Origin of the sequence: Sphaerisporangium sp. NPDC051017 (assembly GCF_040683095.1) — a bacterium.
Classification (GTDB): domain Bacteria; phylum Actinomycetota; class Actinomycetes; order Streptosporangiales; family Streptosporangiaceae; genus Sphaerisporangium.
Window position 1 is genome coordinate 41699 of record NZ_JBFBCI010000013.1, and the last position, 20120, is coordinate 61818.

General features: G+C 72.9%; 18 protein-coding genes and 1 pseudogene. 10 read left to right on the top strand and 9 right to left on the bottom strand.

What is annotated here, in order from left to right; genetic code table 11:
• The first annotated feature begins 11 nt into the window (after nt 1–11).
• The 3 genes from AB0M95_RS13885 to AB0M95_RS13895 all read left to right on the top strand — a co-directional run bounded on the left by AB0M95_RS13885 (nt 12) and on the right by AB0M95_RS13895 (nt 1363).
• Nucleotides 12–245, top strand: coding sequence for a hypothetical protein (locus AB0M95_RS13885; RefSeq protein ID WP_358519636.1), 234 nt, complete (start codon nt 12–14; stop codon nt 243–245).
• A 159-nt stretch (nt 246–404) separates the two neighbouring features.
• Complete coding sequence (locus AB0M95_RS13890; RefSeq protein WP_363763408.1) at nt 405–1025, top strand: TetR/AcrR family transcriptional regulator; 621 nt, start codon at nt 405–407, stop codon at nt 1023–1025.
• Nucleotides 1026–1132: 107 nt separating this feature from the next.
• Nucleotides 1133–1363 carry a DUF3107 domain-containing protein gene (locus AB0M95_RS13895; RefSeq protein WP_358519632.1) on the top strand — a complete coding sequence of 77 codons (231 nt, stop codon included), beginning with the start codon at nt 1133–1135 and terminating at the stop codon, nt 1361–1363.
• A 398-nt stretch (nt 1364–1761) separates the two neighbouring features.
• Here the strand turns inward: AB0M95_RS13895 and AB0M95_RS13900 are convergent, their stop codons facing one another.
• Nucleotides 1762–2448 (bottom strand): ferritin-like fold-containing protein, encoded by a 687-nt coding sequence (locus AB0M95_RS13900; protein WP_363763412.1) that lies wholly within the window; start codon nt 2446–2448, stop codon nt 1762–1764.
• Between the two features lie 374 nt (nt 2449–2822).
• Between AB0M95_RS13900 and AB0M95_RS13905 the strand changes: the two are divergent.
• Together AB0M95_RS13905 and AB0M95_RS13910 are read left to right on the top strand one after the other, a co-directional pair.
• Nucleotides 2823–4127: pseudogene (locus tag AB0M95_RS13905) on the top strand (DEAD/DEAH box helicase); the annotation flags it as partial.
• A gap of 839 nt (nt 4128–4966) precedes the next feature.
• Nucleotides 4967–5842 carry an alpha/beta hydrolase gene (locus AB0M95_RS13910; RefSeq protein ID WP_358519625.1) on the top strand — a complete coding sequence of 292 codons (876 nt, stop codon included), beginning with the start codon at nt 4967–4969 and terminating at the stop codon, nt 5840–5842.
• An 83-nt stretch (nt 5843–5925) separates the two neighbouring features.
• On the opposite strand, the gene AB0M95_RS13915 is transcribed toward AB0M95_RS13910, so the two are convergent.
• The 3 genes from AB0M95_RS13915 to AB0M95_RS13925 all read right to left on the bottom strand — a co-directional run bounded on the left by AB0M95_RS13915 (nt 5926) and on the right by AB0M95_RS13925 (nt 8345).
• Nucleotides 5926–6840, bottom strand: coding sequence for a PD-(D/E)XK nuclease family protein (locus tag AB0M95_RS13915; protein ID WP_363763415.1), 915 nt, complete (start codon nt 6838–6840; stop codon nt 5926–5928).
• Complete coding sequence (locus tag AB0M95_RS13920; RefSeq protein WP_363763418.1) at nt 6837–7556, bottom strand: MBL fold metallo-hydrolase; 720 nt, start codon at nt 7554–7556, stop codon at nt 6837–6839. Before AB0M95_RS13920 ends, AB0M95_RS13915 begins: the two co-directional genes overlap by 4 nt.
• Before the next feature lie 153 nt (nt 7557–7709).
• Nucleotides 7710–8345 carry a DUF6758 family protein gene (locus tag AB0M95_RS13925; RefSeq protein WP_363763421.1) on the bottom strand — a complete coding sequence of 212 codons (636 nt, stop codon included), beginning with the start codon at nt 8343–8345 and terminating at the stop codon, nt 7710–7712.
• Between the two features lie 72 nt (nt 8346–8417).
• Between AB0M95_RS13925 and AB0M95_RS13930 the strand changes: the two genes are divergently transcribed.
• Complete coding sequence (locus AB0M95_RS13930; protein WP_363763424.1) at nt 8418–8858, top strand: NUDIX domain-containing protein; 441 nt, start codon at nt 8418–8420, stop codon at nt 8856–8858.
• Here the strand turns inward: AB0M95_RS13930 and AB0M95_RS13935 are convergent.
• The 3 genes from AB0M95_RS13935 to AB0M95_RS13945 all read right to left on the bottom strand — a co-directional run bounded on the left by AB0M95_RS13935 (nt 8848) and on the right by AB0M95_RS13945 (nt 14382).
• Nucleotides 8848–12045, bottom strand: coding sequence for a hypothetical protein (locus tag AB0M95_RS13935; RefSeq protein ID WP_363763427.1), 3198 nt, complete (start codon nt 12043–12045; stop codon nt 8848–8850). The two genes, AB0M95_RS13930 and AB0M95_RS13935, sit on opposite strands and share 11 nt — an antisense overlap.
• Before the next feature lie 294 nt (nt 12046–12339).
• The gene (locus AB0M95_RS13940) at nt 12340–13383 is read right to left on the bottom strand and encodes a type II CAAX endopeptidase family protein (protein WP_363763430.1); all 1044 of its coding nucleotides are present in this window, start codon (nt 13381–13383) and stop codon (nt 12340–12342) included.
• A gap of 60 nt (nt 13384–13443) precedes the next feature.
• The gene (locus AB0M95_RS13945) at nt 13444–14382 is read right to left on the bottom strand and encodes a CoA ester lyase (protein WP_363763433.1); all 939 of its coding nucleotides are present in this window, start codon (nt 14380–14382) and stop codon (nt 13444–13446) included.
• Between the two features lie 158 nt (nt 14383–14540).
• On the opposite strand from AB0M95_RS13945, the gene AB0M95_RS13950 reads away from it, so the two are divergent.
• Complete coding sequence (locus tag AB0M95_RS13950) at nt 14541–15107, top strand: biotin transporter BioY (RefSeq protein ID WP_363763436.1); 567 nt, start codon at nt 14541–14543, stop codon at nt 15105–15107.
• Nucleotides 15108–15410: 303 nt separating this feature from the next.
• Here AB0M95_RS13950 and AB0M95_RS13955 read toward each other — a convergent pair whose 3' ends face one another.
• Nucleotides 15411–16421, bottom strand: a complete 1011-nt coding sequence (locus tag AB0M95_RS13955) for a DMT family transporter (RefSeq protein WP_363763651.1) — start codon at nt 16419–16421, stop codon at nt 15411–15413.
• A gap of 182 nt (nt 16422–16603) precedes the next feature.
• Between AB0M95_RS13955 and AB0M95_RS13960 the strand changes: the two genes are divergently transcribed.
• Nucleotides 16604–17878 (top strand): CBS domain-containing protein, encoded by a 1275-nt coding sequence (locus AB0M95_RS13960; protein WP_363763654.1) that lies wholly within the window; start codon nt 16604–16606, stop codon nt 17876–17878.
• On the top strand, nt 17868–18374 hold the full coding sequence (locus tag AB0M95_RS13965; RefSeq protein ID WP_358519600.1) for a DUF1003 domain-containing protein: 507 nt from the start codon (nt 17868–17870) through the stop codon (nt 18372–18374). The genes AB0M95_RS13960 and AB0M95_RS13965 overlap by 11 nt, the downstream gene beginning before the upstream one ends.
• 13 nt (nt 18375–18387) lie before the next feature.
• On the opposite strand, the gene AB0M95_RS13970 is transcribed toward AB0M95_RS13965, so the two are convergent.
• The gene (locus AB0M95_RS13970; RefSeq protein ID WP_363763440.1) at nt 18388–18846 is read right to left on the bottom strand and encodes a MarR family transcriptional regulator; all 459 of its coding nucleotides are present in this window, start codon (nt 18844–18846) and stop codon (nt 18388–18390) included.
• Between the two features lie 112 nt (nt 18847–18958).
• Between AB0M95_RS13970 and AB0M95_RS13975 the strand changes: the two genes are divergently transcribed.
• The gene (locus tag AB0M95_RS13975; RefSeq protein ID WP_363763443.1) at nt 18959–20098 is read left to right on the top strand and encodes an Mrp/NBP35 family ATP-binding protein; all 1140 of its coding nucleotides are present in this window, start codon (nt 18959–18961) and stop codon (nt 20096–20098) included.
• Nucleotides 20099–20120: the final 22 nt, after the last annotated feature.

The window sequence follows — 20120 nt, forward strand, 5'->3', positions numbered from 1 at the left end:
GGGTGCCGCACATGTCGGAGATGGATGTGCACGGGAACGAGGTCCCGCTGGACGAGTTGGAGCCCCTCGACGACGTCGCGGACGAGTTCGACACCGAGGTGCCGGAGGCCGACGCCGTCGAGCAGCACCGGATCATCGGCGGCGAGCGGCAGGCATGGGTGCTGGAGGTGCCCTACGACGCCGATCCCGCCGACGCCGCCGACCAGTGGCGGACGGTCGATCTGGAAGACGACGAATATCGCTGACCCGGATTACCCGCGCGTAGGATGTGAACCCCGGACCGGATCCCGGGGCGAGGGGGCAGGCAGGTGCCTGACCGGCGGAGATCCGGCGTTGATCCGTTCAGCACGAACCGGAGCGCGTTCGACGATCGCGCGACGGCGAGACCGTCCAAGGAGAATCCCGTGACCGCTACCCCGGATGCCGAGCCCCGGGGCACCCGCCTGCCCCGGCTGGCCCGCCGCCGCCAGTTGCTCAACGCGGCGCAGGAGGTCTTCGTGGAGAACGGCTACCATGCGGCCGCGATGGACGAGATCGCCGAGCGGGCCGGCGTGAGCAAGCCGGTGCTCTACCAGCACTTCCCGGGGAAGCTGGAGCTGTACCTCGCGCTGCTGGACGTCCACGTCGACGACATGGCCAACCGCTGCCGCGAGGCGCTCGCCTCGACGACCGACAACAAGCAGCGCGTCCAGGCGGCCATCGGCGCGTTCTTCGACTTCGTCTCCAGCCAGGGCGAGGCCTTCCGCCTGGTCTTCGAGTCCGACCTGCGCAACGTCGCCCCCGTGCGCCAGCGCGTCGAGCGCTCCCTGCGCGAGAGCGCCGAGATGATCAGCCAGGTGATCCAGGAGGACACCGGCTGCTCCAGCGACGAGGCCCACCTGCTCGGCGTCGGCCTGGTCGGCATGGCCGAGGTCAGCGCCCGCTACTGGCTCGCCAGCCACGGCACGATCCCCAAGGACGTCGCGACGCAGCTCATGGCCCGGCTCGCCTGGCGCGGCATCGGCGGCTTCCCCCGGACGTCCTAGCCCCGCGAACCGCCCCGGGATTGTTCGCTTGACGCGATCAGTGGCGTCACCCGGCCCGCGGCGGGCCACGATGGGACGAGCACATCTGGTCGTCGAAAGGGAGCCCGATGGAAGTCAAGATCGGCGTACGCTCCGTGCACCGGGAGATCATCGTCGAGACCGACCTGACCACCGAAGAGGTGGAGCAGGAACTGCGGAACTCGCTGGCGGCGGATCGTGGCGTCTTCTCCATCACCGACGTCAAGGGGCGGCGCGTGATCGTGCCGGTGACCGCGCTCGGCTTCGTCGAGATCGGCGAGGACGAGTCGCGTCCCGTCGGTTTCGGCGGCACGCTCTGAGCCCGGCGCTTTGGGGGGCTCCTGGCGGCTCCCCAAAGCGCCCGGGTCCGCGCGGCGCGTGGCGCCGTTTCGCTGGACATTCAGATCACTCGCGGTGCGGATCCTAGATTCCCGCGCATTCCTCGCGGGTAGGGAGCGAGCAGCCGCAGGGGCGGCGTGACCTCCGGACTTCGTCCCGTTTGTGGCCGAAGGCCGGGCAGTCCGCGCCTCCCCTTCTCAGCACGGGCCGCGAGGTCCAGCGGTTCGGTCCACATCTCATCAAGGAACTGCCGTAGCGGCGCGAGGCCCTCATGTCTCGAACGGTACAACCGGTGAGGGCGTTCGCGCCCCTCGATCACCGGACCGAATTGGCCAGAAGTCCGAAACCTTACCTTTGAGGGCCCACGCGTCCCTCTTCTTCACGGACCCGGGACCAGACCGAGGGCCGCCATCCGCTTCCCGTGCTCCTCGGTCAGGCGGGCGAACAGCCGGCCGATGCCGATGAGGCCGGCGTCCCCCTGCCCCGTCCCGGCGGCCTCCGAGACCAGCAGCAGCGCCAGTTCAGGACGGGCGAGCGCGAGCCGGTTGCCCTGGCTCAGCGCCTCGCCCACCATGCGCCGCGCCCAGAGCGCGAGCCGCCCGGCGGCCTGCGGGTTCCCGACGAGCGCCGTGCGCACCCGGTCGACCACGAACTCCGAGCGGATCTCCTCGGCCAGCACCTCGTCCACGAGCTTGCGGGTGTCGGCGTCCACGTGCCGGGCCGCCTCGCGGTAGAAGTCCCCGGCGATGCCCGTGCCGACGTACGCCTTGACCAGCGCCTCCAGCCAGTCCCCCGGCCGCGTCTGCGCGTGCCAGTCGTCGAGCGCCTCGACGAAGGGGGCCATCGCCTCCTCCGGGTCCGCGCCGAGCGAGGACAGCCGGTCGCGCAGCAGGCTGAAGTGGGCGTACTCGACGGCGGCGAGGCCGCTGAGCGCCGCGCGGTCGGTGAGCGAGGGGGCAAGGGCTGCGGCGTCCTCGGCGAGCCGCAGGAAGGCGGTCAGCTCGGCGTAGGCCAGGACGCCGAGAAGGTCGATGACACCGACGACACCGGCAGGGGAATCACTCATGGATGCAGCGTACGAGCTTCGGGACGGCCGCCGGTCCCGTCGCGGGGCGCACACGGCCGGCATCAATTCGGCCGCGACTTACCGGATGGAACGCCAAGAAATCGGCCCGCAGTTGTGGTATCGAGTACACTGACCTGTAAGAGTGCGACCGCAGTATGTTATTCAGGGCGAATATCGCCTGATAGCCCCCACGCGCGCCACGTCGCGGCGGTCGCCGAGACGGATGAGGGTTGGCTTTTCCGCGCGGACCCGGCACCAGGCCGGCGGTCCCGGAGGCCCGCCTTCGCAGGAGACCTAGGCAGGCCGAGCTGACCACGTTCCGAGACCTTGGAGTCATAGCGGAGATCGCTGATGCCCTCGAGACAGAGGGCATCATCTCACCCTTTCCCATTCAAGAGATGGCCCTCCCCCTCGCGATCAGCGGGCAGGATGTCATCGGCCAGGCGCGCACCGGCACCGGCAAGACCTACGCCTTCGGCGTGGCGATGCTCCAGCGCGTCGGCAAGCCCCGCAAGAACCGCAAGAAGCCACGCGGCCTCGTCGTCGTCCCGACCCGCGAGCTGGCGCTCCAGGTGACCGAAGATCTGGTCGTCGCCGGAGGCAAGCTCGGCTCGCGCATCCTCACGGTGTACGGCGGGCGGGCGTACGAGCCGCAGATCGAGGCGCTGAAGCAGGGCGTCGACGTCATCGTCGGAACCCCGGGCCGGCTTCTCGACCTGGTGAACCAGAAGCACCTCGACCTCGGCCAGGTCTCCATGCTGGTCCTGGACGAGGCCGACCGCATGCTCGACCTCGGCTTCCTCCCCGACATCGAGCGCATCATCAAGCTGATCCCCGCCGAGCGGCAGACCATGCTGTTCTCGGCCACGATGCCGGGCGAGATCGTCGGCCTGTCGCGGCGCTACCTGTCGCGGCCCACCCACGTGCGCGCCGAGAACCCGGACGCCGACGGGGACGACAAGTCGAACACGACCCAGTTCGTGTACCGCACCCACCGCATGGACAAGATCGAGATCGTCGGCCGCCTGCTGCAGTGCGAGGGCCGCGGGCTCACGATGGTGTTCTGCGAGACCAAGCGCGCGTGCGACATGGTGTCCGAGCAGCTCAAGGAGCGCGGCTTCGCCGCCGCGGCCGTGCACGGCGACCTCGGGCAGGGCCAGCGCGAGCAGGCGCTGCGGGCGTTCCGCAACGGCAAGATCGACGTTCTGGTGGCGACGGACGTCGCGGCGCGGGGCATCGACATCGACGACGTCACCCACGTCGTCAACTACGACTGCCCGCAGGACGAGAAGACCTACGTCCACCGCATCGGCCGCACCGGCCGGGCGGGCCGCACGGGCGTGGCGGTGACCTTCGTCGAGTGGGAGGAACTGACCCGCTGGAAGGTCATCAACAACGCGCTCGGCCTGGAGTTCGCCGAGCCCGTCGAGACCTACTCCACCTCGCCGCACATCTACTCCGACCTGCACATCCCCGAGGGCACCAAGGGCGTGCTGCCCCGCGCCCAGCGGTCCCGCGCGGGGCTGTCCGCCGAGCACATCGAGGACCTCGGCGAGACGGGCCGCCACCGCTCGCGCCGCGAACGCGACGAGCGCACCGAGCGGGCCGAGCGCCGTGAGCGCCCGGCGCGCAACCGGCAGCGCAGGCGCACCCGCGGCGGCCAGGAGACGGCCTCCCCGGAGACCGTCGCCGAGACCTCCGTCCAGAGCGTGCCCGCCGTCCAGAGCGTGCCCGCCGTGCCCGCCGGTGACGTCCTGGCCCCCGAGGCCCGGCCCGTCGTCGAGGAGGCCGCCGAGGTGGCGGCGCCGCGGCGCTCCCGCAGGGGCGCGAACCGGTCGGCGCTGTCCGAGGCGCTCGCCGACGTGCCCGCCGCCTCCGCGAAGGAAGCGGAGCGGGAGCCGTCGTCCGAGTCCGGCGAGGTCGTCTCCCGGGGCGCCGCGGACCGCGGCCGCCTGGCCGGGAACGCCGGCGACTCCCGCTTCGACGACTTCGGGGACTCCGGCGACTTCGACGAGTTCGGGGACTCCGACGAGTTCGACGACTCCGACCACTTCGACCGCGCGGACGACACCGAGTTCGCACGAGACACCGAAGCGGCGGCGTACCGGCCCGCCGCGCCCGAGGCGCCCGTCGCCCGCCCCGAGCCGGAGCGGATCATCCCGCCCTCTCCGTTCGCCATCATCTTCCGCTCGCCCGACCTGGCGGTGGACGACGATGATGTGGCCCCCTCCGCGGCCTCCGAGCGCGTCCAGCGCCGCAGGCCGTCCCAGCAACGCTCCCCCCGGAGGGGATGAGAACAGGCGGCGCATCAGGCATCGCGGCACGACACCGGTGATCGGCCGGTGAGAGCCGCCGGGAACGGTGGACGGCCCTCGTGGCGGGCCGCCGTCCCCGGCGGCCCGCCCGTGGCGTGGTGAGGCGCCATCCGACCAGGTGGGAAAGTGCAAAAGCAACCACGCGACCGACGTACGGCGTTCGGCGGTGTCGCCGGGATGAATCCTCAGTATCGTGGTGCCACGTGAGTACGCCGCGCTTCCTGACTCTCCCGCCCGGTGTCCGCGCCCAGCGCATCGAGACACCGGTGGGCTCCTTCGCCGCCCTTGAGGCGCTGCCGGTCAGCGGCGTGCCCGAGCGCTGGCCCGCCCTGCTGATCCCCGGGTACACCGGCAGCAAAGAGGACTTCCTCGCGATCTTCCAGACGCTCGCCCAGGCCGGGCGCCGCGTCGTCGCGATCGACATGCGCGGCCAGTACGAGACCAAGGGCCCGGACGATCCCGCGGCCTACAGTTGCGAGGCCCTCGGGGAGGACATCGACGCCGTGGCCGAGGCCGTGGGCGGCGGCGAGCCCGTCCACCTGGTCGGCCACTCCTTCGGCGGCCTGGTCACCCGCGAGGCGGTGATCGGCGGGGTCCTCAAGCCCGCGTCGCACACGCTGATGAACTCGGGGCCGGCCGGCATCATCGGCGCGCGCGAGCAGGCGGCCAGGCTCATGCTGCGCACGCTGCCCGAGGTCGGCCTGGAGCACATCTGGACGAACCGGGTGGAGCCCGAGGCGATCGCCGCGGGCGTGCCCGACCACATCGTGGCCTTCCTGCGGCAGCGCCTGTTCGCCAACTCGCCGACGGCGCTGGTCACGATGGCCGAGCAGGTGATCGGCGCCGTCGACCGCCTCGACGACCTGGTCGAGGTCGACGTCGCCACGCTGGTCCTGTACGGCGAACACGACGACGGCTGGCCGCCCGCCCTGCAGGCCGAGATGGCCAAGCGACTGGAGGCCGAGTGCGTCGTCGTGCCCGGGGCGCTGCACTCCCCGGCGGTCGAGGCCCCGGAGACGACGGCCCACGCGCTCACGCGCTTCTGGAACGCCGCCGAGCAGCGCCTGATGCACAACTGAGCCCGCGCGGCAGTCCGCACGACGGTTCGGCGTCGGCCGGGCCCGCCCGACCGGGCCCGCTCGACGCCTGAGCCGGCGTCCCGTCAGTCCGTGTCGGCCAGGCCGTCCCAGGGCTGGTGGGGGGTGCTCGCGACCTGGCCCTCTGGGCAGTGGCGGCGGTAGTCGCACCACGAGCACATCGGCCCCGGCCTCGGCGGCAGGCTCGCGTCGAGCCTGGCCGGGATCGACGCGCCCGCCCTGGCCCGATCACTGGCCCGATCATCGGCCCGATCACCGGCGCCGGCGCGCCAGTCGCGGTAGCGCTCGTCCGCCTCGGACGCCTCCCGCGCGATGTCCTCGGCCCGGCCGATGTGGCGGGCGAGGGACTCGTCGGTGTGCGTCCACTGGACGATCGACCCGGTCGGCACGTGATGGAGCTCGACCGTACGGCAGGCCCGGCGCATGACCCGCGCCGACGCCACCGCGTAGATCGCCAGCGCCAGCGAGGAGCGGGCGTCGTCCTCGGTGAGGGGACGCCTGCCGGTCTTGTAGTCGACGATCACCAGCTCGTCGCCGCGCCGGTCGATGCGGTCGACGCGGCCGGAGACGGCGATCACCGACGTGCGGGTGGCGACGGTGCGCTCGACCCCGACGGGCTCGTCGGAGGGGTCCAGCGTCGAGGCGTACCCCGACACCATCGCCCGCGCGCGGTCACGCCACAGCGTCGACTGCTCCTGGTCGCGGAACCCCTCGGTGATCCACCCCTTGCTCAGGAGGATCGCCGCCATCGCCGGGGTCCTGCGCTCGTACGGCTCGCGCCACCACCCGGCCAGCGCGTTGTGCACCGAGGCGCCCACGCTGTTGTGCGCCCAGGCCGGCCCCTTGAGCGGGGCCGGGCGGTCGAGGTAGGTGAAGCGGTAGCGCCTCGGGCAGTCCAGCCAGGTGTTGAGCCGGGACGGCGTGCAGGTGTAGAGCCGCTTGGGCATGCCGTCCAGCGGGAGTTGCCCCTGCTGGGTCACTCGTCGTCGAGCCTGAGCTTGATGCCCGACACCTTCGTGCCGTCCGCCAGGAGGCCCTCCGTGGCGTCCTCGGGCTCGCGGTCGCCGGTCAGCGAACCGGCCAGCCACTCGTCGAAGTGCTGCTCCTGGTCGGCGATCGTCGTCTCCTCGCCGTGGGCGGGCAGGACGCGGGTGTCGCCCGGCAGGGTGAACAGCCGCTCGCCGATCGCGGTGAGCTGGTCGGCCAGCGCGGGGTACTCACCACCGATCTTGCCGGGGCCGTCGGCCAGCAGCGTCTTGCCGGTGAACACCACGCCGAGTTCCTCGACGTAGAGGGAGACGCCGCCCTGGGTGATGCCGGGGGTGGCGATGACCTCCAGCTCGACGTCGGCGACGCCGAAGAGGCCCTCGTCCTCCATGTCGATGTCGGGGTAGGTCTCCTCCCACGTCTCGCGCCAGAGCCGGCGGTCCTTGCGGTTGAGGGCGACCACCGCCTCGTCGCGCGCCGCCACCTCGATGGCGCCGCCGACGTGGTCGGGCAGGCCATGGGTGCAGATCACGGCGAGGACCTCGCGCTCGCCGACGCTTTCGAGGATCGCCTCCGCGTCACGCGCGGGGTCGATGACGATGACCTCTTCGTCGTCGCCCACGATCCAGGTGTTGTTCTCGACCTTGTACTCGGAGCCGTCGACGGTCACGACGCCCTCGGTCACCACTCGCTCGATACGCGCTGTCACGGCCACGACCTTACCGAACAGTCGAACCGGTCAGGATAGGTAAACGGGGTCGCGTCGAAAGCCGGCGAAGAGTTCGGGGCGCGCCCCGAACCCGCCGTGCCGGAGGCGCGGCCATAAGTGCGGGACGGGCCGCCGGGCGGCGGGCGCCGGAGGTCACGGCTCGTCCCCCAGGCGCGGGGAGAACGCCCCGAACGGCAGGTCGAGCTCCTGGTCGTGCTCCCGCAGGTCGCGCAGGGACAGGTCGGCGAGCGCCACCAGGCACCCGGCCTCGGCGGGCCAGCCGATCAACCACAGCCAGTCGCCCATCGCCTCGCCGACGTAGACGGCGCGGTCGGGCAGGCCCTCCACCCACCACAGCGGCGTGGGATGGCCGAGTGTCTCGACCTTGGCGTTGGGCGGCCCCTCGTCGAAGCCCGGCCCGGGGTCGGGGCCGTCGAGCCCGGCGAACGCGGCGCCGAGGCCCATGCCGGGCTCCTCCGCGACGATGATCAGGTCGGCGGGGCCGTGGGTGACGGACGGACCGGACAGGGCGACCACCCCGGCGCGGGTGCCGGTGCGCTCGTCCCCGGCGTCGCCGAAGCCGGTCACGAGCCAGCCGGTGGGCAGCGGCCACGGAAGCCAGAAGGGAACGCGGGAGTCCCTGCGCACCACGTCGAGCGACTCGGCGGAGGGACGTCTGGCCTGGAAGGGCAGGACGGCGCCGTGCACCCCGCACCGCCATGAGCTTGACCATACGCTCGGCGGGCGCAGCGTGCCGAAACACCTTGGACAGGTGGGCGCCGCTCTCACAATTATCCACCGTGCTTCCGGCGGTGCGGGAAAGTCAAGGGGAATCCCGTTATCCCAACGTAATCTTGGCGTATGCGCGTGAGATGCGTGGGCGGCATCGTCCTGGACGGCGCGGGGCGCCTGCTGCTGGTCCGGCGGGGACGCCCGCCCGGCGTCGGCTTGTGGTCCCTGCCCGGCGGCCGGGTCGAGCCGGGCGAGTCCGACGCCGAGGCCATCGAACGCGAGCTCCTGGAGGAGACCGGCCTCGCGGTCGTCGCGGGCGGCCTGGCCGGCACCGTCGAGCGTCCAGGACCGGCCGGCGTCGTGTACGAGATCCACGACTATTTCGCCGCGCCGCGGGCGGGCGCCCCGGCCGCCGGGGACGCCGCGGGTGGCGCGCTCCGGGCGGGGGACGACGCCGCCGCGGCCGGCTGGTTCGGCCGCGACGACCTCGACCGGCTGCCGCTCACCTCCGGGCTGCTGGAGGTGCTGGACGCGTGGCGGGTGTTCCACGCCCGCGGGGTCAGCGGCTGAACGTGGTCCGCCACAGGGTCAGGTGGTCGGTGGTGTAGGTCGTCGAACGGCCGATGGCCACCACCGTGTCACCGACGACGGCGATGGCGCCGAGCCACTGGGCCCCGTCGCCGGCCATGCCGTCCCCGGTGAGGGCGTGGCGCTGCCAATCCAGGCCGTCCTGCGAGGTCCAGACCGCGCTGTCCCCGGTCGCGGGCGGCCCGTAGGAGCCGACGGCGACCAGCCCCGACTTCGAGGCGGTCATGTCCAGCACGACCGCGGTGTCCTCGGCGGGCAGCCAGGCGTACTCCCAGGTGACCCCGTCGTCGGACGAGACCGCCGCGAACGGCCGCTCGGCGCCGGCGTCCGTGGTCGCGCCGCCCACGGCGACCACGCGGCCGTCGTGGACGACCACCCGGCGCAGGGAGGCCGAGCGGGCGCCCTCGGGGACCACCCGCTTGCGCGCCGTCCAGTTCAACCCGTCTTTCGACACCCAGACCACGCCGGAGGTCCGTCCCGTCGTCCCCGACGCGCCGACGGCGAGGTAGCCGCCCTGTGTGGCGACGATGTCCTCGATCCGCACGTCGGCGCCCCCGGCGGGCAGGCCCTGCGGGGCCGCGCGCGAGTAGCGGCGCAGGTCGGACGAGAACCACAGCGCGGCGACCACGCCGCCGGGGCCGCTGTCGTCGCCCGCCACCACGTACCCCTTCGGCCCGGCCGCGACCACGCGCGGGACCACGGCGTACCGCCCGGAGCCTGCCAGGGCGGGCGATTCGGGCGCGGCCCGCCAGCTACGCCCGTCGCCGGAGGTGGCCAGCAGCGGCCGGATGAACGCCGAGTCCGCCGTGGTGCTGCCGACCGCGAGCCACCCGTGGGGGCCGTGGGCGACGTCGTTGAGTGACTGCCTGCCCGCGCCGCCCAGCGCCGGAGAGTTGACGGCCTTCCAGTTCTGACCGGTCGGGCTCGTCCAGATGCCGGCGTCCCCCTTGACCGACCCGACGGCGACGAAGGAGTCGCCGGCCGCGACCAGGGCGGCGGTGTCGCGGGCCGAGCGGGTCAGCCCGTCGATGTCGCCGAGTGCCACGGGCGCGGCGGCCTTGCCCTTGCTCGCCGTCATCAGCACCGGCAGGTTGTCCAGGCCCCCGGCCCGCTGGTCGCCCGCGGCCACGAGCGTGCCCGCGTCGGTGATCGACAGGCCGCGCAGGGTGCCGGGGATCTGCCCGAGGTCGGTGTCCTCGGTCCACTTCCTGCCGTCGCCGCTGGTGTAGACGGCGTACCGCTCCCAGCCGGACTCGGCGACCGCCGCCACCCCGGCCGCCGAGGACGCCAGGCCCCGCACGCCGGTCGCCTCGTGCCCGAGTCCGCCGATCACGCCGCACTGCCGCCACTGGTCGCCGAGCTCGGAGCAGTAGACGCGGACGTCGCCGGCGTCGGACTTCTGCAGGGTCGGGACCAGCAGGAACCCCTTGCCCGCGACCGCCAGCGCGCCCGGCTCCGGCCGCACGCCGGGCAGGGCGGCGGCGGTGCGCAGCCACGTCCTGCCGCCGTCGGGGGAACGCAGGATGACCGAGGTCGTGTCGCCCGCGCCGGGGTCGGCCAGCGCCACCACGGCGTCGCCCTTGGCCACGACGGCGCGGATGGCCCGGACCTTGTCGGTGGTGCCGATCTGGCCGGTGTCCACCCGGCTCCAGCTCTGCCCGTCCGGGGAGACCCAGGCCACCGGGCCGTAGCCGCCGTCCTGGAGGGTGGTGGAGCCGACGGCGACGAAGCCGCCGGCCGTGCGGGCGAGGTCGGTGATGCGGTCGCCGCTCCAGAAGACCGACAGCCGCGAGGGGTCCACGGCCGTCCAGGAGCGCCCGTCCGCGCTGGTCCACAGGCCGCGCGCCGACCCGGTCACGCCGGGCGCCTCGGTGCCGGCGGCCAGCCAGCGGCCGTTCCCGCCGGTCACGCGCCCGGCCGACCCGGCGGGCTGGTACCCGGCGGGCCCGGTCACGCGGCCGAGCTCCCACGACTTCCCGCCGTCCGGCGAGACCAGGAACAGCGGGCGGGGCACCGGGCTGGTCGTGTCGCTGCCCACGGCCACCACGGTGGAGCCGACCGAGGTCACCGCGTTGAGCACCTGGCTCGACCCGGTGCCGCTGATGCCCGGCGGCGCGGCGAAGGCCTGGTCGCCGGACCCGCCGTCGCCCGCGGCGAGGCGCAGGCCCGAGCTCACCGGGGAGTTCACCCAGTTGACGATGACCAGCCCCAGCCCGGCGGCCATCAGGACGGCCACGGCCACGATCACGGGGGTCAGCAGGCGGCGACGGCCGACGACGTAGCGGCGCGGCGGCGTGGGGGTGCGGCGGGGCCGGGGGACGGGCTGGTCGCGGTGGTGGCGTCCCCGGCCGGACCCGCGCGGGCGGGCCGGTCCGCCGGCCACCAGGACGTCGGGGCGGGGGGTCGCGGGGCGGCCAGGGGGCGGCCCGCCGATGCGCTCGCCGACGGGGACGCCGGGGTCGTCTGGGTCGTCTGGGTCGTCATCGGGGTCGTAGGTGACCTCCGGCTCGGCGGGAATGCGCGGCTCGACCCGGATGCCGTGGCGCTCCGGCCCTGAGGCCGCGGGAGAAGCCGTGGAGGGGCCGTCGGCTAAGGGCTCGACCTCCCAGGGCGGCACGGGGGCTGCGGGGCGCGCTGGGGGCGTGCGCGGCGGGCCCGAGGCGACCAGCTTGTCCGGACGGGTCACCAGGCGCCGCGGCGGGCGGGCCGGCTGTGTCGGCTCCCCGGCGGGGTACTCGTCCTCATGGTCATCGGCGTAGTCGCCTGAGTGGTCGCCGGCGGGACGGTCCCCGGCGGGCGTGTGGTCCTGCGGACGGGGCGGTTCGGCGCCGGGACGGCCCACGCTGTGGCGGGGCTCGGACGTGCCGCCGTAGGGCCGGACGTAGGGGTGGCGGCCCGGCGACGGCTGCCGGGCGGGCTCGTCCTGCGCGTCACCGGCGGGGGCGCCGGAAGGGGCGTCGATGGGGGCGCCGAAGGGCGGCAGCGCCCACGGCGAGTCCAGGGGCAGGCCGCGCGAGCGGACCTCCGAGGGATCCGGCGGGGAGTGGTGCAGAGCCGGAGGAGGCGTGTGGGTCTGGTGGGACCCGGATCGGCCTGGAATGCGATCGTGGTCGGCGTCATCGCCGGCCGACCACCATGAAGAGCGCGGGTCGTGGGGGCCCGAGGCCACGCTCAGCACCTCCTCATCGGCAGCCTAACCCAGTTTGAAGGCGGTGACTCAGGACCGTTCCACTGATGTCCCGCGAATGCGTCGCGTCGACTACAGATCACTCGCGATCGTACCGATACCCAAGCCATGCCCAGTGATCACCTGACCGGGCAATGCCATACCGGACCCATGGCCGGACCACGCCCCTCGCCCTCGCCGTCAGCGCGCACCTCCCTGGGGGGCCGCCCGCCGGCCCGCACACCATCCAAGGGCAACACGAGGAGGGCCCTTCTGGCGAGACCTCTCTAGTCAGATTTATCTAGAGACGGTCTGAATTGCCCGCTTCTGGGCGATTATTACGACCACTACGGCGAAGAAGCCCAACTGCACGACCGTCCCGGCGAGGGCCTGCCACGGCACCGCCCCCTGGCGCAGCGCGTCCCCGAGATCGCCGGAGGCTGCGGCCGGGAGGAAGCTCACGACGTTGTTGATCACGTGCAGCGCGATCGGCGCCTCCAGCCCGCCCGTCCGGACCGCGAGCCAGCCCATCAGCGCGCCGAAGCTGAACACGTCCACAATGCCCCAGTCGGTGTAGGCGTGCAGCGAGGTGAACACCGCCGCCCCGAACAGGATGCCCGGCCACGGCGTCCGGAAGTACGCGCCGAAGGCCTGGATCACCCAGCCCCGGAAGACGTACTCCTCGGTCGCGGCCTGGAACGGCACCAGCAGGACGATCACGATGAGCCCCGGCAGGAACCGCTCCCACCCGACCCAGCCGAACAGCTCGCCCGTGTCCTGGCCCGTCGCCGCGTACGTCGCGATCATCGCGAGCTGCCCGAGGATCAGCGCGACCAGGGCCACGCCGGCGCACAGGAGCAGCCATTTCCACCGCAATCGCGCCAGGACGGACGACAGCGTGCCGGGCGGGCGCCGCTGGACCAGCCAGGCCGTCCCGAACGCGAAGGGCAGGACCGCCGCGATGGACAGCAGCATCACGGCCAGTTCGAACACCGGGTCGCCGAACAGCCGGCCGCCGCCCATGATCACCGGGACGCCGGCGAGGGCCGCGACGACGCTCCCGAACAGCAGCACGACGACCGACACGCCGACGAAGGCGACGGCGAGCGCGATCGTGCCCACGACCGGGCGCCACCAGCGGTTCACCGGCGTGCGCGCGAGGTGGTCGTAGCGCGTGCCGGGCGGCGGCGGGACCGTCCACCGCACCGGCGGAGGAGGCGCCTGCCAGGGCTGGGGCCCCAGGTAGTACGGGCCACCCGCCGGGCCGCCCGCCGCCGGGCGCTCGGCCCCGTAGGGCGGCCCCGAGGGCTGCGGCTGGTGCGGCTGCGACGGATCGTGCATATCTGACATTCTCCCCGGCAGCCCGCGCGGCCCGGCGGCTGGGGGCGCGTGGGCCGGGGCTCAGGCGGGCGGCTGGAAGCTCTTGGTCCGGGTGAGTCCGGCCGCGCGGCCCTTGGCGGCGATGACCAGGGCCATCTTGCGGGAGGCCTCGTCGATCATCTCGTCGCCGAGCATCACCGCGCCGCGCAGGTCGACCGTCGTGGCGTGCTCGTAGGCGTCGAGGATCAGTTCGGCGTGGTCGTAGTCGTCCTGGGAAGGCGAGTAGATCTCGTTGGCCGCCTCGATCTGCGTCGGGTGGAGCACCCACTTGCCGTCGAATCCGAGCGCCGCCGACCTGTGCGCGACCTTGGCGAACCCGTCCAGGTCCTTGATCTGCAGGTACGGCCCGTCGATGGCCTGCAGGTCGCAGGTCCTGGCCGCCATGAGGATGCGCATCAGCACGTAGTGGTAGGCGTCGCCCTCGGTGTATCCGGGGGGCTGCTGCCCGACGACCAGCGTCCTCATGTTGATCGACGCCATGAAGTCGGCCGGGCCGAAGATCAGCGTCTCCAGGCGCGGCGAGGCGGCGGCGATGGCGTCCACGTTGACCAGGCCCCGCGCGCTCTCGATCTGCGCCTCGACGCCGATGCGGCCGACCGGCAGGCCCGCGGCCTTCTCGATCTGGGTGAGCAGCGTGTCCAGCCAGGCCACCTGCCCGGCGTCCTCGACCTTGGGCAGCATGAGGCAGTCGAGCGCGTCCCCGGCCCCCTCGACGACCTCGATCACGTCGCGGTAGGTCCACATGGTGGACAGGTCGTTGACCCGGACGGCGCGCGTCTTCCCGCCCCAGTCGCCGGTGCGCAGCGCGTCCACGACGTTCTTCCTGGCCTGTTCCTTGGCCTGGGGCGCGACGGAGTCCTCCAGGTCGAGGAAGACCTCGTCGGCGGGCAGCCCCTGGGCCTTCTCCAGGAAGCGGGGGTTGCTGCCGGGCACCGCGAGACAGGAACGACGGGAGCGCATGGCGACAACCGTAGCCCGCTGACCGGCCCCGGCACGCCCGCGGGTACCTGTGGAGGCGTCACAAAGGTCGCCGCCGGTTCTTGGCGCGTATCTCGTACAGCCATTCAGGGCGGCATTCCCGACAATGGTCTCCAAGCAAAGGTAAAGGGAGTTAGACAATGAGTGATGCGTCTGTGGCGGTTCGTCCCGCCGTACTGTCCGATCTCATCCCCGGCAAGCTCGTCAGGGACGTTGCGCTGGTGGTGGGCGCGGCCGGGCTCGTCGGGCTGTCCGCCCAGGTGAGCATCCCCCTGCCCGGCACTCCCGTCCCGCTCACGCTCCAGACCTTCGCCGTCCTGCTGTCCGGCGCCGCGCTCGGCCTGCCGCGCGCCTTCTTCGGCATGGCGTTGTACATGCTGATCGGCCAGCTCGGCGTCCCGTGGTTCGCGCCGGACGCCGGCAACGCCACGCTGGGGTACGTCGTCGGCTTCATCCTCGCCGCCTCGGTGGCGGGTGCGCTCGCCCGCAGGGGCGGCGACCGCACCGCGCTGCGCACGGTGGCGACGATGACCGTCAGCACGGTGCTCATCTACGCCGTGGGCCTGCCATGGCTCATGGTGGCGACCGGCATGGACTTCGGGACCGCCTTCGACAAGGGCGTCGTGCCGTTCCTGATCGGCGACGGCCTGAAGGTGCTGGCCGCCGCCGCCCTCCTGCCCGCCGCCTGGAAGCTCACCCGCCGCTGACCCGCCGCCCCCGATCGCCCGGCGGGACCACCCGTGCCGGGCGATCGGGCCGTACATTGCTCATGTGAGCATGTCGCTGATCGAAGAGGGCGCGAAGAGGTCAGGTGTGCTGTGGGTCTCCCTGCCCGGGGGCGCCCGGCTGGCCTGGCACGTCTGGCACGACGGGGCCGTCTACGTCGTCACCGGCGGCGGCGAGCAGGAACTGCCCGGGCTCGTGGACGCCGCCCGCGTCACGGTGACGCTGCGCAGCAAGGACAACGGCGCGCGGCTGGTGGCCTTCGAGGCTGACGTGCGCGTGGTCGATCAGGCCTCACCGTCGGAGGCCGACGCCGGGGCCGTGGCGGCGCTGGCCAAGGAACGCCTCAACGCCGTCGACTCCGCCGGGCTGACCGCCCGCTGGGCCGCCGCCTCGTCGGTCGTCCGGCTGACCCCGGCCGTGGCGGTCTGAGCGAGCAGCGCCCCCGCGAGCACGACGGCGCCGCCGGCGATCTGCGCCGCGCCGAGTTGCTCCCCCAGCAGCAGCCACGCGATCAGCGCGCCGGTGACGACCTCCAGGGAGGCGACGGTGGCGCCGACGGCGGCCGACAGTCGTCGGACGGCGGCGACGCCGGTGACGTAGGCGGTGACGGTGGCGACGGTGATCAGCCACAGGGCGGCGCCGAGCACGGGCAGTGTGTGGCCGCCGATCGTGGTGCTCGTCCCGAAGGCCGTCCAGGCGATCTCCCAGGGCCGCGCGAGCGGAATGAGCGCCACCGCGGAGCCCGCCAGCCCCCACGCGATCAGGCCGAGCGCGTCGATCTCGCCGCCGGAGCCCTCGCTCAGGAGGAAGTAGCCGGCGCAGCAGCCGGCGGCGACCAGGGCGAGCGCGAGCCCGAGGCCGTCCAGCGCCATCCCGTGCCAGACCTCCACGACCACGCACAGGCCCAGCAGGACGATCAACGACCCCGCGTACGCCGAGCGCGGCAGCCGCACCCCGCGGACGAACCGCACCCAGAGCACGACCAGCACCGGCGCGGTGTACTCCAGCAGCAGCGCCACGCCGACCGGCAGCCGCGTGAGGATCACGAAGAACAGCGCCTGCACCCCGGCCACGGCGACCAGCGCGTACGCGGCGTAGAAGCCGATCCTGCCCCGGGGGACGCGCAGGGACCCGCGCCGGAACACGGCGAGGATCGCGAAAAGCAGGATCGCGGCGCCCACCATGCGCACCCAGACGGCCTGCATCGGGGTGAGACCGGCCGCGCCGACGAACTTGGCCATGGGGCCGGAGAATCCGAAACACCAGGCGGACAGGACCGCAACTCCCAGCGCCATGCCCTTCACGACCCGCTCCGTCTCTGTAATGAGTGTTAAACGGTTTTGATCCTGTCATGTGGTCTTTGGCGGGATCAAGCGGGATCAAGGAGGTGTCCCGCATGCCGAGACCGGTTGAGAGGGCTTTTACGGGGGCCCGGCGTGGAACATCCCCTCTGACCTCGTACGCTGCGGTAGTGAGGATCTTCGTCGCCCGGCTCGCCGGAACCCCGGTGTTCGACCCGGCGGGTGACCAGATCGGGCGGATACGCGACGTCGTGGTCGCCATGCGGCCCAACGATCCTCCGCGCGTGCACGGGCTCGTCGTCGAGGTCCAGCCGCGCCGGCGGGTGTTCCTGCCGATCACGCGCGTCCGCAGCATCGAGGCCAACGCCGTGATCTTCACCGGCGCCATCAACCTGCGGCGCTTCGAGAAGCACGCGACCGAGTCCCTGGTGATCGGCGAGCTGCTCGACCTGGCCGTGGAGGTGAACGGCGAGCCGGCGACCGTCCTCGACCTCGCCATGGAGCAGGCCAGGGGCGGCGAGTGGCTGGTCACCAAGGTGGCCGTCCTGCGCGGGGCCGGGCGCGGCCTGCGCCGCCGCCGCGGCGAGACGCTGATCGTGAACTGGGCGGACGTCGCCGGGGTCGGCGCCGTGCAGACCGACCAGGCCGCGGCAGGCCTGCTCGCCGCCTTCGAGGAGACCCGCCCCGCCGACCTCGCCAACGCCCTGCGCGACCTGCCCGACAAGCGCCGCGCCGAAGTGGCCGCCGCGCTGGACGACGATCGCCTCGCCGACGTCCTGGAGGAACTGCCCGAACGCGACCAGATCGGCATCCTCGGCCGGCTCGACGCCGAGCGGGCCTCCGACGTGCTCGCGGCCATGGACCCCGACGACGCCGCCGACCTGCTCCAGGACCTGCCCCCCGCGCAGGCCGAGGCGCTGATCGCCCGCATGGAGCCCCGCGAGGCGGCGCCCGTCCTGCGCCTGCTGCCGTACGAGGAGAACACCGCGGGCGGCATGATGACCAGCCGGCCCATCGTCCTGCCGCCACACGCCACGGTCGCGGAGGCGCTGGCCGAGATCCGCCGCCAGGACATCACCCCGGCGGTCGCCGCCCAGGCGTACGTCGCGCGGCCGCCCGTCGAGACGCCCACCGGCAAGTACCTGGGCGTGGCGCACTTCCAGCGACTGCTGCGCGAGCCGCCGTCCTCGCTGCTCGGCGCGGCGATCGACAACAGCGTCGACCCGATCCGGCCCGACCTGCCGCTGCGCGAGGTGACGTCCTACCTGGCCATCTACAACCTGGTGGCCGTCGCGGTGGTGGACGAGCTCGGGCGGCTCGTCGGCGCCGTGACCGTGGACGACGTGCTGGACCACCTGCTGCCCGCCGACTGGCGCGAGCGGGACGGGCACGCCGCGGGCACGCCGCCGCTCGGCACCGCCGGGCCACCGGAGGTCAGCGGTGGCGACTGACCGGCTCGACCAGCCGCGCGAGCTCCGGCGCACCTTTCGCCCGCACTACGACCCCGAGGCGTTTGGACGGCTTTCCGAGCGGTTCGCCCGGTTCCTGGGCACGGCCTGGTTCCTGGTGTACATGACGGGGTTCATCGCCGTCTGGGTGCTCTGGAATGCCCTCGCCCCGGAAGGCCTGGTCTTCGACCCCTACCCGTTCATCTTCCTGACCCTGATGCTCTCGCTCCAGGCCTCCTACGCCGCGCCGCTGATCCTGCTCGCACAGAACCGCCAGGCCGACCGCGACCGCGTCCAGGGCGAGCAGGACCGGATGGCGGGCGAGCGCAACCAGGCCGAGGTCGAGTACCTCACCCGCGAGCTGGCCGGGCTCCGGCTGGCCATCGGCGAGCTCGCCACCCGCGACTACCTCAGGGGCGAGCTGGAGCGCCTGCTGGAGGAGGTCCAGGCCTCGCCGGACGGCCGGGGACGGCCCGGGATCGAGGCCCGGGACACCTGAGCGCGCCCGGGGCTCAGTCGGAGGCCGGGGGGAAGAGCTTGACCAGCGTGGCGGCGCACTGCCGCAGTTCCTCGTCGTCCAGCGGACCGAGGAAGCGCCCGTGGACGGCGCGCAGGTAGGTGGGGGTGGCCTCCGACAGTCGCGCCTCGCCCGCCGCGGTGAGCACCGCGTACAGCCCGCGCGCGTCGCTCGGGCAGGCCTCGCGCTCCACCAGCCCGTCCCGCTGGAGGCGGTCGATCAGCCGCGTCAGCCCGCTGCGCGACAGCAGCACGCGGTCGGCGAGGTCGTTCATGCGCAGCCGCCGCCCAGGACTTTCGGAGAGCCGGGCGAGCACGTCGTAGGCGGCGGGCGCCAGATCGTGCCGGCTGATCAGCGCGACCTCCAGGCTCCGGGTGATCTGGACCTGGGCCCGCTGCAGAATGCGCCAGACGATGAGCTGCTGGGGGGTGATCTCCGCCGTCGTGGACGTCACGCGGTCATCCTAGAAGGTCGCATGACGACACACACCTCACTGTGGCCGTCTCTTGCCCTTACGGCAAGGGGCGTGATTCGTAGGATCGGCGCTGGGTTCGTAGCATGGATCCATGGCACCAACCCCAGAAGTGGTGACGGCTGCGCTCGCCACGGTCAACGACCCGGAGATCCGCAGGCCGATCACCGACCTTGACATGGTCAAGAGCGTCGATATCTCCCCGGACGGGGTGGTGCGGGTCGGCGTCTACCTCACGGTCGCGGGCTGCCCGTTGCGTGACACGATCACGCGGGACGTCACCGCCGCCGTCTCCAAGCTCGACGGCGTCACCCGCGTCCACGTCGACCTGGACGTCATGAGCACCGACCAGCGCAAGGCGCTCCAGACCAAGCTGCGCGGTCACCGCGGCCCCGAGAAGGAGATCCCCTTCGCCAAGCCCGGCTCGCTGACCCGCGTGTTCGCCGTCGCGAGCGGCAAGGGCGGTGTGGGCAAGTCGTCCGTCACCGTCAACCTGGCCGCGGCGATGGCCGCCTCGGGGCTGAAGGTCGGCGTGCTCGACGCCGACATCTACGGCCACTCCGTGCCGCGCATGCTGGGCGTGAGCGACCGCCCCACCAAGGTCGAGGACATGATCATGCCGCCGGTGGCGCATGACATCAAGGTCATCTCGGTCGGCATGTTCAAGCCGCCGGGCAACTCCCCCGTCGTGTGGCGCGGGCCGATGCTCGACCGCGCGCTCCACCAGTTCCTCGCCGACGTCTACTGGGGCGACCTGGACGTCCTGCTCATGGACCTGCCCCCGGGCACCGGCGACATCGCGATCTCGGTGGCCCAGCGCATGCCCGGCGCCGAGATCCTCGTCGTGACCACCCCGCAGCAGGCCGCCGCCGAGGTCGCCGAGCGCGCCGGGTCGATCGCCACCCAGACCCACCAGCAGATCGCCGGCGTCATCGAGAACATGGCCTGGCTGCCCTGCCCGCACTGCGACGAGCGCATCGCGGTGTTCGGCGAGGGCGGCGGGCAGAGCGTCGCCGACGGCCTCACCCGCACCCTCGGCGCCCGCGTCCCCCTGCTCGGCCAGGTCCCGATCGACCTGCGCCTGCGCGAGGGCGGCGACAACGGCAAGCCGCTGGTGCTCACCGACCCCGACAGCCCCGCCGCCACCGAGCTGCGGCGCATCGCCGAGGGCCTCGGAAAGAGGTCGAGCAGCCTGAAGGGCCTCCAGCTCGGGCTGTCGCCCGCGGGGCGCTGAGACACCGCTCCAGGCCCGCCTG

Coding starts and splice junctions, on each gene's coding strand:
- AB0M95_RS13950 (WP_363763436.1), top strand. CDS start 14,541: ATGAGTGATGCGTCTGTGGCGGTTCGTCCCGCCGTACTGTCCGATCTC.
- AB0M95_RS13900 (WP_363763412.1), bottom strand. CDS start 2,448: ATGAGTGATTCCCCTGCCGGTGTCGTCGGTGTCATCGACCTTCTCGGC.
- AB0M95_RS13885 (WP_358519636.1), top strand. CDS start 12: ATGTCGGAGATGGATGTGCACGGGAACGAGGTCCCGCTGGACGAGTTG.
- AB0M95_RS13930 (WP_363763424.1), top strand. CDS start 8,418: ATGCGCGTGAGATGCGTGGGCGGCATCGTCCTGGACGGCGCGGGGCGC.
- AB0M95_RS13895 (WP_358519632.1), top strand. CDS start 1,133: ATGGAAGTCAAGATCGGCGTACGCTCCGTGCACCGGGAGATCATCGTC.
- AB0M95_RS13945 (WP_363763433.1), bottom strand. CDS start 14,382: ATGCGCTCCCGTCGTTCCTGTCTCGCGGTGCCCGGCAGCAACCCCCGC.
- AB0M95_RS13955 (WP_363763651.1), bottom strand. CDS start 16,421: ATGGCGCTGGGAGTTGCGGTCCTGTCCGCCTGGTGTTTCGGATTCTCC.
- AB0M95_RS13940 (WP_363763430.1), bottom strand. CDS start 13,383: ATGCACGATCCGTCGCAGCCGCACCAGCCGCAGCCCTCGGGGCCGCCC.
- AB0M95_RS13975 (WP_363763443.1), top strand. CDS start 18,959: ATGGCACCAACCCCAGAAGTGGTGACGGCTGCGCTCGCCACGGTCAAC.